Raw genomic sequence first — 14715 nt, 5'->3', positions numbered from 1 at the left:
CGGCATGTTCCTGCCAGGTCGGGCGGCCCGAAAATCGTCTTTCGCGTTGCCGACACCGGGCGGGCGAGCATGCACGGTTACGCCGCCGCCATCGACCTCAACCTGAAAGTCAGGGATGACCGGCTGTGGGCCGGCACGGCAAGACCATCCCCTACGAGAACCGGATGCTGCGCGAGATCGTCGACATCTTCGTGCGTCACGGCTTCATCTGGGGCGGCAAATGGTGTCACTACGATACCATGCATTTCGAGTACCGGCCGGACTTCCCGGAAAGTGAATCCGCTTGCTGGAGGCGTTCTCACGCCAAGCTGATTTCACTGGCCACAAAAACGCGCTAAAGCGCGCTGAAATGCGGATGAGCACTCATCGCGCTTCCGCTTCCATTCGGGCATGATCCTTCCGGGAAACCGCTTTCCACTTTTCCGGGGCATGCCTCAGGCACAGGCCATGTCGACCGCCTCCACGCTCCCCGCCGCCCGGCGCACCAACCGCAAGCTGACGATCCGGCGGATCGCCGCCTGGATCGCCTCGCGCGCCACCGATCCCAGCACCAGCCTGTGGTTCGTGATCGGCTTTGCGCTGGTTCATGCGGTGCTGTGGACGCTGATCCTGGTCAAGCTCAAGGCCGCACAGGACATCCATATGGATGTTGCGGAAGCCTATGCCTGGGGCCAGCGCTTCCTGCTTGGCTATGGCAAGCATCCGCCGCTGTCGGGCTGGATCGCCGGGGTCTGGTTCAGGATTTTTCCCGTCACCAACTGGTCGACCTATGCGCTTGCGATGACGACGGTCAGCTTCGCGCTGGTGGTGTGCTGGCTGATCGCGCTGCGCGTCGTCGATCGCCGCCGCGCGTTCTTCACGGTGGTGATGCTCGCGCTCTACCCGATCTTCAATTTCAAGGGCTTCAAATACAATGCCGATCTCGCGCAGCTGGTGCCGCTGCCGCTGCTGGTGCTGGCCTATCTGAACGCGTTCGAGAAGCGCAGCTTCAAATCGGGTCTCTGGCTCGGCTTTGCCGGCATGCTGGCGCTGATGACCAAGTACTGGGTGGTGACGATGATCGGCGCCGTCGGGCTGGCCGCGCTGATCCATCCGCAACGGACGCAATTCCTGCGCTCGCTGGCGCCATGGGTTGCGATCGGCACGATGGCGGTGGCGATGATCCCGCATCTGGTGTGGCTGGAGGAGGTGGACTTCGTGCCGTTCACCTATGCCGGTGACGTCTACGCACTGTCGAGCCGCGCACTCAATGTCCAGCTCGTGATCGGCTATGTCGTGCACAATGTCGGGCTGCTCGCGATTCCCGTCGTGCTGGGCCTTGTGGCGCTGCTGCTGGGCTCGGTGCCGTGGCGGCCGTCGGACGTGCTGGCGCGGATCTGGTCGCGCGGACCCAATCCCGCCGTCAACCTTCCGCAGGCGCTCAACGTCTGGATCATCCAGCTGATCGTCGCGATCGGGCCGCCGCTCGGCGCGCTGGCGTTCACCGTCTATATCAAGACCGATTGGGGCATCCCGCTGTTCTTCCTGGTGCCGCTTGCGCTGGTCGCGATTCCCTCGCTTCGCTTCCCGCGCATGGCGCTGTTCTCGATCACCGCGATCTGGTTCGTGGCCACGATCGTCACGCTGATCGCCGCGCCCAGCATCGCCACGCAGGAGATCGCGTCCAACCATATCGGCGGCTCGACCTACGCCGCGCGCTCCGAGCTCGCGCGCGAACTCACCCAGACCTGGCAGGACAGATTCCATTCACGCTGGGCCGTGGTCGTCGCGCGGTCCGATATCGGCGAGCCGATGACGTTCTACAGTCCGGATCATCCGGCATCGCTGGTGCCGGGCGAAGCCTGGTCGTCGGGGCTGACGTCGCTCGACGAAGCCAAGCGTCTCGGCTTCATCGGCGTCTGCGACACCACCGATCCGGTGTTCCTGAAGCCCTGCGAGGCGTGGATGGCGGAGCACGCCAAGGACGCCGAGCCGCTGGTGATGACCACCATGCGCTTCTTCAACGGCCATCCCGGTCCGTCGACGGTGTGGAAGGTCTATCTGGTGCCGCCGGCGAAGTAGCTGTCGCTCCCTCGCCCCGCGCTTGCGGGGAGAGGGTTGGGGTGAGGGGCTCTCGCCGCGATGGCGATCTATCGATAGGCCTGTACCCCCTCACCCGGATCGCATCGTTCGATGCGATCCGACCTCTCCCCGCAAGCGGGGCGAGGTGAGAGGTGACTGCCTTACGTGCCTTCCTCGTTGAACTTGCTGGCGACGAGCTCGGCGATGGCGTCGAGCGCCTGCTGCGCTTCGTCGCCCTTTGCCGAGACCACGACCGTGGTGCCTGGCCCGGCGGCGAGCATCATCAAGCCCATGATCGAGGTGCCGCCGACGGTCTCGGTGCCGCGGGTGACCCAGATCTCGGCGTTGAAGCGCTCGACCAGCTGGACGAACTTGGCCGATGCCCGCGCATGCAGGCCGCGCTTGTTGACGATCAGGAGTTCACGGGAAATGGCGCCCGCTGGCACGCCCGGGCCGACCTGATTTCCGCCCGGGGCCTCGTCGCTCATTTGCCTGCGAGAACGCGGCTGGCGATGGTGACGTATTTGCGGCCGGCTTCCTGGGCCATCGCGATCGCGTCGGGCAGCGAACGCTCCTCGCGAACCTTGGCAAGCTTGACCAGCATGGGAAGGTTGATGCCTGCGAGCACTTCCACCTTCGGGCGGCTCATGCAGGAGATCGCAAGGTTGGACGGTGTGCCGCCAAACATGTCGGTGAGGATCGCAACGCCGTCGCCGCTATCGACGCGGTTCACCGCCTCGATGATGTCGCTTCGACAGAGATCGGAATCGTCCTCGGCCCCGATCGTAATCGCTTCAATTTGTTTCTGCGGACCCATGACGTGTTCGAGCGCCGCTCTGAACTCGTCGGCAAGGCGCCCATGGGTCACCAGCACTAGACCAATCATCGGAAACTCCTCGCGGGCGCCCTTTGGTGCACCGCACGAACGCGCCACTTTGACCATCCAGAGGCCCTGCGCAAGAGGGCATCTTGGCTAGTCTCCCGGTTCCTGGCGGTAGAGAGGGGAGGCTGCGCCGGCAAAATCCGACGCGATAGTGGATGTGATATGGTTACCAATTTCCTTCCCACAATTGGCCGCAAGATTACGGGAACATGAACTTTCAGGTTGTCGTCAGCGCGGCGACAACCAGCGGCAGGGGTTGGAAGCCAGTGCCGACGGGAATTCGCGGTAACAAAACACCATTAAGGCGAATCGTGAGCGTCTCCGGCGGCGGCAGCCGCTCGGCGTCGTCAGCGGCGAGGTCGACGATCAAGCCGACCACGGCTTCACTTGCGAACGGACAATGGCGGATTCCGAGGCCTCGGATCTCGATCAGGCCAGCCAATTGCTGGACCGGACGAACCCACAATTGTTCGCCGGCTGTGTCGAGATGGACACGGTCATCCCCCACCAAAATGGCCGGCGGAAGCGCTCCGGTGCGCCCGGCGAGAATCAGGTCGAAGGCGAGACGCGACTTGCCGGCGCCCGACGGGCCGCGGATCAGCACCGCACGCTCGCCGACCAGAACGGCGGATGCGTGCACGCTTGAATTGTCGCTCATAGTGTCGGCAGCCTGACCACGAAGCGTGCGCCGGCGATGGTGGGTTTGCCGTCTGCGTCCGCAGGGCCAGCGCGGTTCTCAGCCCAGATGCGTCCGCCATGTGCTTCGATGATCTGCTTGGAGATCGAAAGCCCAAGGCCGGAGTTCTGGCCAAAGCCCTGGTGCGGCCGGTCGGTGTAGAAGCGCTCGAAGATCCGCTCCAGCGCGTCCTCGCCGATGCCGGGCCCGTCATCGTCGACCACGATCTCGACCTCGCCGCGGCTGCGGCGGCAGACGATGCGCACCTTGTCGCCCGGCTTGGAGAATGATTGCGCGTTCGACAGCAGGTTCGAGATCACCTGGCCGAGCCGTGAATCATGGCCGGGCACCGACAGCGTATCGGTCGGTCCGCGGCCCTCGAAGCGGGCTTCGACGGCGACGTCGTGGCCGAGCCTGGTCTCGTTGGCGACGCCGGTCAGCGTCGTCAGCAGCCGCCGCAGATCGACCGGCGCCATGTCCTGGCGCTGCAATTCGGCATCGAGCCGGCTGGCGTCGGAGATGTCGGAGATCAGGCGGTCGAGCCGCCTGACGTCATGCTCGATCACGGCGAGCAGCCGCGCGCGGCTGTTGTCGTTGCGCGCCAAAGGCAGCGTCTCGACCGCGGAGCGCAGCGAGGTCAGCGGATTCTTCAGCTCATGGGCGACGTCGGCGGCGAACATCTCGATCGCCTCGATGCGGCTGTACAGCGCGTTGGTCATGTCGCGCAGCGCGCCGGAGAGATGGCCGATCTCGTCGCGGCGCCCGGTGAAGTCGGGAATCTCGACGCGGGTCTGGATGCGGTGACGGACGCGCTCGGCGCCGTCGGCGAGCCGCCGCACCGGGCCCGCGATCGTGCTCGCCAGCAACAGCGACAGCATGATCATGACGGCGGAGGCGACGCCGCCGATCTTGAGGATGGCGAGGCGCTCGGACATCACCAGCTGGTCGATGTCGTCGCCCTGGGTGGTCAGCATCAACGCGCCGCGCACGGCGCGGAAATGCTGCACCGGGACGGCAACCGACACGATGATCGCGCCGCGCTCGGTGACGCGCACGGCGCTGCCCTTCATGCCCTCGAGCGATTGCGCGACTTCGGAATAACCCTTGCCGCCTTCGGGACCGAGTTCGCGATAGATCGGCAGGTCGCCGCGGTTGAGCCAGGTCTTGATTGTCGCCTTGGTCTTCTCGTAGAGCGACGGCTTCTCCGACGGCGGCGGCAGCTCCATGCGCAGCACGTCGCCGCGCGCGAACAGATTGCGGCTGTCGAGGATCAGGCCGCCATCGCGGTCGAAGATGCGGGCCCGCGTCTTGGTCGGCGCGATCAGGCGGCGCAGGACCGGCGCGACCCGCTCGGGATTGATCGGGAAATCCGCCGATTCATCCGGCTGGCCATAACTTTCGCCGGGCTTGAGGTCGAGCAGGCGATCGGGATCGATCGTGACGGTATTGCCTTCGACGGTGGCCGAGGCCGCGATCGCCTCCGAGATGATCTCGGCATAGACTAGGAGGCTCTGGGTGCGGGCCTCGATCAGCCCGGCACGGAATTGCGAGAGATAGAGGATGCTGGCGACCAGCGCGACGAGGCCGGCAAGGTTGAGCGAGACGATGCGGCGCGTCAGGCTCGAGAACGACAGCGCGAAGAAGAACTGACCGGCGCGGCGCAGCCAGCCGAGCGGACGGCGCCAGCCCTTGTCCTGCGCGACGTCTTCGGCAACGGCGTCCTGATCGAGGAGCTGTGACGCGTCCTCGGTATTCAGGCCTTGCTCGAGCTGCGTTCGATCAAGCACTGGCAAAGCTGCCGGTTGGTATGGATGTCGTCCCGCGAAGCAATCGTTCGCCCGAGCTTACCCCAGCCGTGCGGAGCCTGTCAGTTAACAAGCCGCCCGGGAAGCGCAGATCAGGCTTCCTTGAAGCGATAGCCGACGCCGTACAGCGTCTCGATCATCTCGAAGTCGTCGTCGACCACCTTGAACTTCTTGCGCAGCCGCTTGATGTGGCTGTCGATGGTGCGGTCGTCGACATAGACCTGGTCGTCATAGGCCGCGTCCATCAGCGCATTGCGGCTCTTCACGACGCCGGGGCGGGTGGCGAGCGCCTGCAGGATCAGGAATTCGGTCACGGTGAGGGTCACCGGCTCGTTCTTCCAGGTGCAGGTGTGGCGCTCCGGATCCATCCGCAGCAGGCCGCGGTCCAGCGCGCGGGCGTCCGGCTCCTTCGGCGCGGCGGTCGGATCCTTCGGCTGACCGCGGCGGAGTACGGCCTTGACCCGTTCGACCAGCAGGCGCTGCGAGAACGGCTTGCGGATGAAATCGTCGGCGCCCATTTTCAGGCCGAACAATTCGTCGATCTCCTCATCCTTCGAGGTGAGGAAGATCACCGGCAGGTCGGACTTCTGGCGCAGCCGGCGCAGCGTTTCCATGCCGTCCATGCGCGGCATCTTGATATCGAGGATCGCGAGATCGGGCGGCGACGTGCGAAACCCATCCAGCGCCGACGCACCGTCCGTGTAGGTCATGATGCGATAGCCTTCGGCTTCGAGCGCGATCGAAACCGAAGTGAGAATGTTGCGGTCGTCGTCGACCAGGGCGATTGTGGGCATGTGCTGCTTTCACAATGAGAGTGGCTTAGACGGCGGGCACTCTGGCGACGCGCCGTAGAATTGGGCTTCGAACGCGGTCAACGAGCAATGCAAGCTGGGCTGAAGTGTGACCGAGTTCCGCAAAAATCCGCTTCTGCGACCCACGCGATGGGTCCCCATATAGCACCCTTAGACCATGAGAAAAGGCCCTTTTTTCATAGGGAACCCGCCCGATTCGCCCATAAATTGACCCGATAGGCCCATGCAACCGACCGCCGACTTCGATCCTGCCCACCTTGCCCGCTCGCTGCTCCGCCGCAGCCGCCAGGGCGCCCTCGCCACGTTGATGGCCGGCACCGGCGATCCCTATTGCTCGCTGGTCAATCTGGCCAGCCATCCCGACGGCTCGCCGATCCTGCTGATTTCCCGGCTGGCGCTGCATACCAAGAACGTCCTGGCCGACAGCCGGGTGTCGCTGATGCTGGACGAGCGCGCCGAGGGCGATCCGCTGGAGGGCGCCCGGATCATGCTGGCGGGCAAGGCGGAAGAGGTCGGGGAGGCCGGGCGGGAGCTCGTCCGAAGGCGCTATCTCGCTGCCCATCCGTCAGCGGAAGCCTTTGTGGAATTTAAGGATTTCTCGTTCTTCCGGATCAAGCCAAGCGGTGCCCATCTGGTCGCCGGGTTCGGCCGCATCGTGGACCTCAAACCCGCGCAATTCCTGACCGATCTCGGCGGAGCCGAGGCGCTGCTCGAAGCCGAGCCCGGCGCGGTGGCGCATATGAACGAGGATCACCGCGAGGCCATGAACCTTTACGCGACGCGGCTGCTCGGCGCGGAAAGTGCCGACTGGCTCTGCACCGGCTGCGATCCTGACGGCATGGACATGCAGGCCGGCCGCGACACGTTGCGGCTGGATTTCCCCGAGCGCGTCACCACCGGCACCGAGTTGCGCAAGATGCTGGTGCGGCTCGCCGGCGAGGCGCGCGCCAACGGATAGCAAGGATAGGAGAAAGACCTGTCCGCACGGCGGCGCTGCGGCCGTGGCGAGGCATGGTGTCGCATGGCTGCGGCGGCGCGATTGCGCGGTCCGGATTTGACAGCGCGATCATTTCGCACGGGCGTGTCGTGTCATCGCCCGTTGGCTCGATCTGCATGCAAGAATGTCTGGCGCGGCTGCATCCGAAAATCAGCCGGATCGCGATGTCGACCGCGATGACGCGCGCGTGCGACCACGCTGATTGCGTTATCATCGATCGCGGGGTCATCGATCGCGGGGTCAGCGATCGCCTCGCCGCCGAACGCTACGCGTTGCGGAACGTTCACCGCAGTTGAGCGTTGTACCAATCGGGCTTCGACGAAGGCGTGTTGAGCGCAATCGAAACTGCTCATCAGCAGCTTCTCACTTGCAGCTCAATGCCGATCAGGTGGTGCCGCGTGCAACACGATGGTCATGCTCGGCTCTGCAGCGCTGCGTCAACGCGCGGCGGCTCATCTCAACGATACATCCTCAGCGCGAAATGCATACCCGGCATTCTCCGCGCCGTCCGCCTCGATCGGCGAACGCGCCGCCCGCCGGCTGGCACTTTTTGTGCATCGCAAAGCTCCGTGCGCGGCGGGAAAGGCGATGAAACGTCGCCCGACTGCCGGCAAAACAATGAGAAAACGAAAGCAAGACGAAAGGGTTTCGCGCTGCGGTATTTGCGCCAGATGATGGGCCTGCCTTGGAATCAGCCAAAAGCCGTTCGATTGGCTTGGCAAGCTTGGCGATCCCCACTATTAGGTCGCCGGACCGAAGCCGAGAGGCTATATTCTGATCACGGTCACCGCGGCGGGGCGCGATTGGCGACATTCGCGCGAACAAGGATACGCGGGTTCGAGGAGGTTCTTCGTGCAAGAGACGGGCGTACATAACGGTGCCTTCGGCGCCGACAAATTCGGCTTAAAAAATCTCAAGGGCGTGCATTGGAATTATGGCGCACCTCAGCTTTACGAGCATTCGCTGCGTAACGGCGAAGCGGTGCTGTCGGCCGATGGCGCGCTTTGCGCGGACACCGGTGTGTTCACCGGGCGCAGTCCGAAGGACAAGTTCACGGTCCGCGACGATCTCACCGACAAGAACATGTGGTGGGCCGGCAACCAGTCGATCACCTCGGAGCAGTTCGCCACGCTCCATGCCGACTTCCTCAAGCATGCCGAAGGCATGACGCTGTTCGCGCAGGATCTTTACGGCGGCGCCGATCCGAAGCATCGCATCAAGACCCGCGTCTTCACCGAGCTTGCCTGGCACTCGCTGTTCATCCGCACGCTGCTCATTCGTCCCGAAACATCTGAGCTCGCGAGCTTCGTGCCCGAACTGACGATCATCGACCTGCCGAGCTTCCGCGCCGATCCGAAGCGCCACGGCTGCAAGTCGGAGAACGTCGTCGCGATCGATTTCGCCCGCAAGATCGTCCTGATCGGCGGCTCGCAATATGCCGGCGAGATGAAGAAGAGCGTGTTCACCACGCTGAACTATTACCTGCCCGAGAAGGGCGTGATGCCGATGCACTGCTCGGCCAATGTCGGCTCCGACGGCGACACCGCGATCTTCTTCGGCCTGTCCGGCACCGGCAAGACCACGCTCTCGGCCGATCCCAAGCGCACGCTGATCGGCGATGACGAGCATGGCTGGAGCGAGGACGGCGTCTTCAATTTCGAAGGCGGCTGCTACGCCAAGTGCATCAAGCTGTCGGGCGAAGCCGAGCCGGAAATCTACGCCGCCAGCAAGCGCTTCGGCGCGGTGCTGGAAAACGTCGTGCTCGGCGCCAATGATCGCGTGCCCGATTTCGACGACGGCTCGAAGACCGAGAACACTCGCTCGGCCTATCCGCTCGATTTCATCCCGAACGCTTCGCGCACCGGCTGCGCGCCGCATCCGAAGAACGTCGTGATGCTCGCGGCCGACGCCTTCGGCGTGATGCCGCCGATCGCCAAGCTGACGCCGGCGCAGGCGATGTATCACTTCCTGTCCGGCTACACCGCGAAGGTCGCCGGCACCGAGCGCGGCCTCGGCAACGAGCCGCAGCCGGAATTCTCCACCTGCTTCGGTTCGCCGTTCCTGCCGCGCGATCCGTCGGTCTACGGCAACATGCTGCGCGAGCTGATCGCCAAGCACAATGTCGATTGCTGGCTGGTTAACACCGGCTGGACCGGCGGCAAGTACGGCACCGGCCGCCGCATGCCGATCAAGGTGACCCGCGCGCTGCTCACCGCGGCGCTGAACGGCTCGCTCCGCAACGCCGACTTCCGCACCGACAAGTATTTCGGCTTCGCGGTGCCGACCTCGCTGCCGGGCGTCGAGCCGCACATCCTCGATCCGATCAAGACCTGGGCCGACAAGGTCGAGTTCGACAAGACCGCGCGTGCGCTGGTCGGCATGTTCCAGAAGAACTTCGCCAAGTTCGAAGCGCAGGTCGACGCCGAAGTCCGCGCCGCCGCACCGGAAGTGAAGCTGGCGGCGGAGTAAGCCGCGCAAGCGATACGCGATTTGAAAAGGCGGCCCTCGTGGCCGCCTTTTTTGTTTTGATGTCTGGCGAGCGCGCGCGACTGCTAATTCCGTCACCCTGAGGAGCGCATCGCGCGCGTCTCGAAACGTCGACGGCCACGGCCGGGCCGTGCATCCTTCGAGGCTCGCTCCGCTCGCACCTCAGGATGACGGGACGGGGCGGAGCGCGCACTTTTCGATCCGTCACCCTGAGGAGGCCGCGCAGCGGCCGTCTCGAAGGGTCGACGGCCCGCCTGCGGCCGTCCATCCTTCGAGACGCGCTTCGCGCTCCTCAGGATGACGGGTTAGAGTAGAGCACGCTCCACTACTCCCCCATCTCCGGCAGCACCGCGTTGCTCGGCGTCTGCCGGTCGGTGATCTGCAGGCCGAACAGGCTGCCGATCAATTCGACCGCGACACGCGCGGTGCGGCCGCGCTCGTCGAGGAAGGGATTGAGCTCGACGATGTCGAGCGAGCGCACCAGCCCGGAATCGTGCAGAAGCTCCATGATGAGATGGGCTTCCCGATAGGTCGCGCCGCCGGGCACCGTGGTGCCGACGCCGGGCGCCACCGCCGGATCGAGGAAGTCGACATCGAACGAGACATGCAGCACGCCGTTCTTCGCCCTGACGCGTTCGATGACGCGGCGCGTGAGCACGGCGACGCCGAACTCGTCGATCTGGCGCATGTCCGCGATCGACACATTACGCTGCCGCAGCAGCTTGCGCTCCAGCGGATCGACCGAGCGCGTGCCGATCAGGTCGAGCTGATCAGGCGGGATCGAGGCGCGCGGCAGTCCGCCGAGCAGATCGTCGAGACCGGGCTCGCCGCACAGGAACGCGGCCGACATGCCGTGCATGTTGCCGGTGATGGTGGTGGCCGGCGTGTTGTAGTCAGCATGCGCGTCGACCCACAACGCAAACAGCGGCCGGCCCTTTTCCTGCCAGTAGCGCGCGACGCCGTTGATCGACCCCATCGACAGCGAGTGATCGCCGCCCATGAAGATCGGGATCGCGCCGGAATGCGCCAGCCAATAGGCGCGCTCGGAGAGCGCGCGGGTCCACGTCTTCACCTCGTCATAGAACCTGGTGTTGGCCGGCACCGGGCCGTCGGCGACAACGGCGGGGATCGCAAGGTTGCCGTGATCATCGACCTGGAAGTCGAGCTGCTCGAGCAGGCGCGCGATGCCCGCGGTGCGCAGCGCATCCGGTCCCATCAGCGGGCCGGCCTGCGATGCACCGATCTCGATGGGAACGCCAAGCAGGGCGATGCGCGAGGGCTTTGACGTGTCGGCTTCGGACATGCAGCAGTGCTCCCAAAGGTGTGGAACAGAAGCGACGTGCCAATGTTCCCTCAACCCTTGAAATAGGCAATGCGGTCGTAACAGACCAATGTGGATATTTGGCTACGCCTTGAAATAAGCGATCTGCGTCGTGGTCGCGAGCAGCCGGCCGGACGGCGACCACAATTCGCCGTGCTGGTCGCCGTAGCTCTTGTGGAAGCTCTTGGCGTCGGCGGTGGCGAGCACGCGGGTGGTATCCTCCGCATCCAGGTCGGCCGCGTCGGCGTGGAAATAGGTCGTCAGCGACACGGTGCCGAACGGCACCAGCTCGTGCCTTGCGTGGAAGACGCGGCCGAAGAACGCGTCCGACATCGACATCAGCGACAGCGCATCGAGCTTGCGCGGCACACGGTCGGCGATCCAGAGCTTTGAATACGGGCTCGACGGCTGTTTCGCGCCGCCGCCGCCGGCGAACTTCGGCTCGCCCTCGGCGAAACGGAAATCGTACTGGTTGGCCCAGGTCATCTTGAGTTTCGGAAAGGACCGCAGCTCGTCGAACGGCACGGCGCCCGGAAACCCGGCCGGTTGGTGCGACCAGGACGGGCGGCGCTCGGCGAACACGGCGGTTGCCAGCGTCGCGACCTCGCCGCCGCCCTGCGTCATCTCGACCGACCAGTGCTGGCTCGAGCGGTTGGCCTTGACCAGGCGGACATCGAGGTCGAACGCGCCCTCGGCGACCGGCGCGCAGTAGTTGACCGTCAGCGCCAGCGGATCGCCCGCGCGCTGCGGGTGCTGCATCAGCGCGCGCAGGATGGTCGCGGCGGTGCAGCCGCCGAACGGGCCGACGAACGCCCAGTAATCCGGGCTGGTCCGTCCCTGCCAGCGGCTGTCGCCGGCGGTCACGGCGGTGGCTTCATCGAAAAGGTGCGGGGTCTTGGTGAGCATGCAGGTCTTTCAATATCGACTGGCGCTTCCGTATCGCCATACGCAATGACGAGCAATGACGTTCGTCATGCAATATCGCGAGCATTGCGCTGATTTCAATGACGTCGGGCGTAATCGATTTCCGCGTCCCGGGATTATCCCTTCGCCTCGCGCTGGTTGCCGAGCTGCGGCGAGGCACCCGGATGCATCGGCACGTGCCAGATGTCCTCGGCATATTCGCGGATGGTGCGGTCGGAGGAGAACCAGGCCATGCGCGCCACATTGAGGATCGAGGCGCGGGTCCAGGCCGGCGCCACCATCCAGCGGGCGTCGATGCCGCGCTGCGCGTCGTAGTAGGAATCGAAATCGGCCGAGACCATGTAGTGGTCGAGGTAGCGCAGCGCGTGCCCGATCGAGGCGAAGCGTGCGGGATCGCCGGGCGAGAACTCGCCGCTCTCGATGGCGCGGATCGCGCGCTCCAGCCGTGGCGATTTGCGGATCGCGTCGCTGGCGTCCAATCCCTGCTTGCGGCGGACCATGACGTCGCCGGCCTCGAGGCCGAAGATCGCGATGTTCTCCTCGCCGACATTGTCGCGGATCTCGATATTGGCGCCGTCGAGCGTGCCGATCGTCAGTGCACCGTTCAGCGCGAGCTTCATGTTGCCGGTGCCGGACGCCTCCATGCCGGCGGTCGAGATCTGCTCGGAGAGATCGGCGGCCGGAATGATCACCTCGGCGAGGCTGACATTGTAGTCGGCGAGAAAGGCGACCTTCAGCCTGCCGCGGAGCGAAGCGTCGTTGTTGACGACCTCGGCGACGTCGTTGATCAGCTTGATGATCAGCTTGGCGTAGCGGTAGCTCGCCGCCGCCTTGCCGGCGAAGATTTTCACGCGCGGCACCCAGTCGCGCCGCGGATCGTCCTTCATCGCGTGATACAGCGCGATCGTCTCCAGGATGTTGAGCAGCTGCCGCTTGTATTCGTGGATGCGCTTGATCTGCACGTCGAACAGCGCCGAGGGATCGACCTGGATGCCGTTGCGCTCGCGGATCAACCGCGCCAGCGCCAGCTTGTTGTGATGCTTGACGTCGCGGAAGCGCTTCTGGAATTCCAGGTCGCTCGAATGGGTCTCGAGGCGCTCGAGCAGCGAGAAGTCGTCGAGCACGGCCTCGCCGCAGGTTTCGCGCAGCAGCGCGGTCAGCCGCGGGTTGGCCAGCATCAGCCAGCGGCGGAAGGTGATGCCGTTGGTCTTGTTGGTGATGCGTGACGGATAGAGATGATGCAGGTCGTGGAACACGGTCTCCTTCATCAGGTCGGAATGCATCGCGGAGACGCCGTTGATGCGGTGCGAGCCGACGAAGGCGAGCTGGCCCATCCGCACGCGGCGGCCGCTGCGCTCGTCGATCAGCGAGACCGAGGCGCGATATTCGATGTCGCCGGGGAAGCGTTCCTCGGCGAGCGCGAGATGGGCCACATTGATGCGGTAGATGATCTCGAGATGCCGCGGCAGCAGCCGCTCGAACAGTTCGACCGGCCAGGTCTCGAGCGCCTCCGGCAGCAGCGTGTGGTTGGTGTAGGACAGGGTCGCGACCGTGATCTTCCAGGCCTCGTCCCAGCGGAAATTGTGCAGGTCGACCAGGATGCGCATCAACTCGGTGACCGCAAGGCTCGGATGGGTATCGTTGAGCTGCACGGCCGCCTTCTGCGCAAGGTTGCGCAGGCCGCCGTCGGAGGCGAGATGCCGCTTGACGAGATCCTGCAACGAGGCCGAGACGAAGAAATATTCCTGGCGCAGCCGGAGCTCGCGGCCTGCCGCGCTCTCGTCGTTCGGATAGAGGAATTTGCAGATTGCTTCCGCGCGCGCCTGCTCGGCGCTGGCCGAGACGTAGTCGCCGGTGTTGAAGACGTCGAGCTCGAGCGGATCGGGTGCATGCGCCGACCACAGGCGAAGCGCGTTGACGTGCTGGCCGCGCCAGCCGACGATCGGCGTGTCGTAGGCCATGGCCTCGACGGTTTCCGCCGGATGCCAGGTGGCGCGGTCGCGGCCGCGCTCGTCGATGTGCTCGACGTGGCCGCCGAAGTGAACGTTGTAGACCACCTCCGGCCGCTGGAATTCCCAGGGGTTGCCGAAGGCGAGCCATTCATCGGGATATTCCTGCTGCCAGCCATGGTTCATGATCTGGCGGAACAGGCCGAAATCGTAGCGGATGCCGTAGCCGGTCGCGGGGATCGCCAGCGTCGCCATGCTCTCCATGAAGCAGGCCGCAAGCCGCCCGAGGCCGCCATTGCCGAGCGCCGCATCCGGCTCGCATTTGCGCAGGTCCGAGAGATCGACGCCGAGGTCGCCGAGCGCCGCCTCGAACAGCGGCAGCAGTCCCATATTGTTGAGCGCGTCGGTGAACAGGCGCCCGATCAGGAACTCGAGCGAGAGATAATAGACGCGCTTGGCGCCGGCGTCGTAGCTCTGCTTCTCGGCCGTCAGCCAGTGGTGCACGATGCGGTCGCGCAGCGTCAGCGCCGCGGCCTTGTACCAGTCGCGTCTGGTCGCAACGGTGGCGTCCTTGCCGATCGCAAGCCGGAGCTTGGCCAGGATCGCGCTCTTGATCTCGGTCAGCGCCAGCTCGTCGATCGGCTGGTTCAATGCCGGGTAGTTTGTCTGTTCCTGCAACGCGCCCAATCCCTGCCGTTCAAACCGGAACATGATGCGATGACCGGCATCATGACCCCATCTCATTGGTGGAGCATGGTTCCCCCGGGAAATCCCGGTTCCGCGGCCTTCCGATCACGCTC

At 64.9% G+C, this 14715-nt stretch carries 13 protein-coding genes; 5 read left to right on the top strand and 8 right to left on the bottom strand.

Annotation, left to right across the window (positions count from 1 at the left end):
- The first annotated feature begins 164 nt into the window (after positions 1 to 164).
- Together ACVIHF_RS31810 and ACVIHF_RS31805 are read left to right on the top strand one after the other, a co-directional pair.
- A complete protein-coding gene (locus ACVIHF_RS31810) occupies positions 165 to 338 on the top strand; it encodes a M15 family metallopeptidase (RefSeq protein WP_456793100.1) in 174 nt (57 codons plus the stop codon).
- Positions 339 to 447: 109 nt separating this feature from the next.
- The gene (locus ACVIHF_RS31805) at positions 448 to 2061 is read left to right on the top strand and encodes a glycosyltransferase family 39 protein (protein WP_456793099.1); all 1614 of its coding nucleotides are present in this window, start codon (positions 448 to 450) and stop codon (positions 2059 to 2061) included.
- A gap of 161 nt (positions 2062 to 2222) precedes the next feature.
- Here ACVIHF_RS31805 and ACVIHF_RS31800 read toward each other — a convergent pair whose 3' ends face one another.
- The 5 genes from ACVIHF_RS31800 to ACVIHF_RS31780 form a co-directional block, all read right to left on the bottom strand.
- Positions 2223 to 2549, bottom strand: a complete 327-nt coding sequence (locus ACVIHF_RS31800) for an HPr family phosphocarrier protein (protein ID WP_028335869.1) — start codon at positions 2547 to 2549, stop codon at positions 2223 to 2225.
- Positions 2546 to 2947: a PTS sugar transporter subunit IIA gene (locus tag ACVIHF_RS31795; protein ID WP_021076632.1), complete on the bottom strand. Its 402-nt coding sequence runs from the start codon at positions 2945 to 2947 to the stop codon at positions 2546 to 2548. The genes ACVIHF_RS31800 and ACVIHF_RS31795 overlap by 4 nt, the downstream gene beginning before the upstream one ends.
- A gap of 214 nt (positions 2948 to 3161) precedes the next feature.
- On the bottom strand, positions 3162 to 3602 hold the full coding sequence (locus ACVIHF_RS31790) for an HPr kinase/phosphorylase (RefSeq protein ID WP_225163650.1): 441 nt from the start codon (positions 3600 to 3602) through the stop codon (positions 3162 to 3164).
- Positions 3599 to 5407: a sensor histidine kinase gene (locus ACVIHF_RS31785; protein ID WP_309145006.1), complete on the bottom strand. Its 1809-nt coding sequence runs from the start codon at positions 5405 to 5407 to the stop codon at positions 3599 to 3601. Before ACVIHF_RS31785 ends, ACVIHF_RS31790 begins: the two co-directional genes overlap by 4 nt.
- A 110-nt stretch (positions 5408 to 5517) precedes the next feature.
- Complete coding sequence (locus ACVIHF_RS31780) at positions 5518 to 6219, bottom strand: response regulator transcription factor (RefSeq protein ID WP_016843287.1); 702 nt, start codon at positions 6217 to 6219, stop codon at positions 5518 to 5520.
- Between the two features lie 241 nt (positions 6220 to 6460).
- Between ACVIHF_RS31780 and ACVIHF_RS31775 the strand changes: the two genes are divergently transcribed.
- The 3 genes from ACVIHF_RS31775 to ACVIHF_RS31765 all read left to right on the top strand — a co-directional run bounded on the left by ACVIHF_RS31775 (position 6461) and on the right by ACVIHF_RS31765 (position 9703).
- Positions 6461 to 7195 (top strand): HugZ family pyridoxamine 5'-phosphate oxidase, encoded by a 735-nt coding sequence (locus ACVIHF_RS31775; protein WP_456793098.1) that lies wholly within the window; start codon positions 6461 to 6463, stop codon positions 7193 to 7195.
- 53 nt (positions 7196 to 7248) lie between these two features.
- Positions 7249 to 7530 (top strand): hypothetical protein, encoded by a 282-nt coding sequence (locus ACVIHF_RS31770; RefSeq protein WP_253606364.1) that lies wholly within the window; start codon positions 7249 to 7251, stop codon positions 7528 to 7530.
- 556 nt (positions 7531 to 8086) lie between these two features.
- Positions 8087 to 9703, top strand: coding sequence for a phosphoenolpyruvate carboxykinase (locus ACVIHF_RS31765; protein WP_456793097.1), 1617 nt, complete (start codon positions 8087 to 8089; stop codon positions 9701 to 9703).
- Between the two features lie 343 nt (positions 9704 to 10046).
- On the opposite strand, the gene rocF is transcribed toward ACVIHF_RS31765, so the two are convergent.
- The 3 genes from rocF to ACVIHF_RS31750 all read right to left on the bottom strand — a co-directional run bounded on the left by rocF (position 10047) and on the right by ACVIHF_RS31750 (position 14626).
- Positions 10047 to 11024: an arginase gene (gene rocF / locus ACVIHF_RS31760; protein ID WP_076831116.1), complete on the bottom strand. Its 978-nt coding sequence runs from the start codon at positions 11022 to 11024 to the stop codon at positions 10047 to 10049.
- 102 nt (positions 11025 to 11126) lie between these two features.
- On the bottom strand, positions 11127 to 11948 hold the full coding sequence (locus ACVIHF_RS31755; RefSeq protein ID WP_168858357.1) for an acyl-CoA thioesterase: 822 nt from the start codon (positions 11946 to 11948) through the stop codon (positions 11127 to 11129).
- A gap of 134 nt (positions 11949 to 12082) precedes the next feature.
- Entirely contained in the window at positions 12083 to 14626 is a 2544-nt protein-coding gene (locus ACVIHF_RS31750) for a glycogen/starch/alpha-glucan phosphorylase (protein WP_456793095.1), read from the bottom strand.
- Positions 14627 to 14715 lie beyond the last annotated feature (89 nt).

It is taken from the genome of Bradyrhizobium sp. USDA 4506 (assembly GCF_054058795.1).
The sequence above is the reverse complement of the archived record's forward strand: the minus strand, read 5'-3'. Positions and strand labels throughout refer to the sequence as shown.

Bases quoted from the DNA above. Each gene is read 5' to 3' on its own strand.
- ACVIHF_RS31810 (WP_456793100.1), top strand. From the start codon at position 165: ATGCTGCGCGAGATCGTCGACATCTTCGTGCGTCACGGCTTCATCTGG.
- ACVIHF_RS31805 (WP_456793099.1), top strand. From the start codon at position 448: ATGTCGACCGCCTCCACGCTCCCCGCCGCCCGGCGCACCAACCGCAAG.
- ACVIHF_RS31800 (WP_028335869.1), bottom strand. From the start codon at position 2,549: ATGAGCGACGAGGCCCCGGGCGGAAATCAGGTCGGCCCGGGCGTGCCA.
- ACVIHF_RS31795 (WP_021076632.1), bottom strand. From the start codon at position 2,947: ATGATTGGTCTAGTGCTGGTGACCCATGGGCGCCTTGCCGACGAGTTC.
- ACVIHF_RS31790 (WP_225163650.1), bottom strand. From the start codon at position 3,602: ATGAGCGACAATTCAAGCGTGCACGCATCCGCCGTTCTGGTCGGCGAG.
- ACVIHF_RS31780 (WP_016843287.1), bottom strand. From the start codon at position 6,219: ATGCCCACAATCGCCCTGGTCGACGACGACCGCAACATTCTCACTTCG.
- ACVIHF_RS31775 (WP_456793098.1), top strand. From the start codon at position 6,461: ATGCAACCGACCGCCGACTTCGATCCTGCCCACCTTGCCCGCTCGCTG.
- ACVIHF_RS31770 (WP_253606364.1), top strand. From the start codon at position 7,249: ATGGTGTCGCATGGCTGCGGCGGCGCGATTGCGCGGTCCGGATTTGAC.
- rocF (WP_076831116.1), bottom strand. From the start codon at position 11,024: ATGTCCGAAGCCGACACGTCAAAGCCCTCGCGCATCGCCCTGCTTGGC.
- ACVIHF_RS31755 (WP_168858357.1), bottom strand. From the start codon at position 11,948: ATGCTCACCAAGACCCCGCACCTTTTCGATGAAGCCACCGCCGTGACC.
- ACVIHF_RS31750 (WP_456793095.1), bottom strand. From the start codon at position 14,626: ATGTTCCGGTTTGAACGGCAGGGATTGGGCGCGTTGCAGGAACAGACA.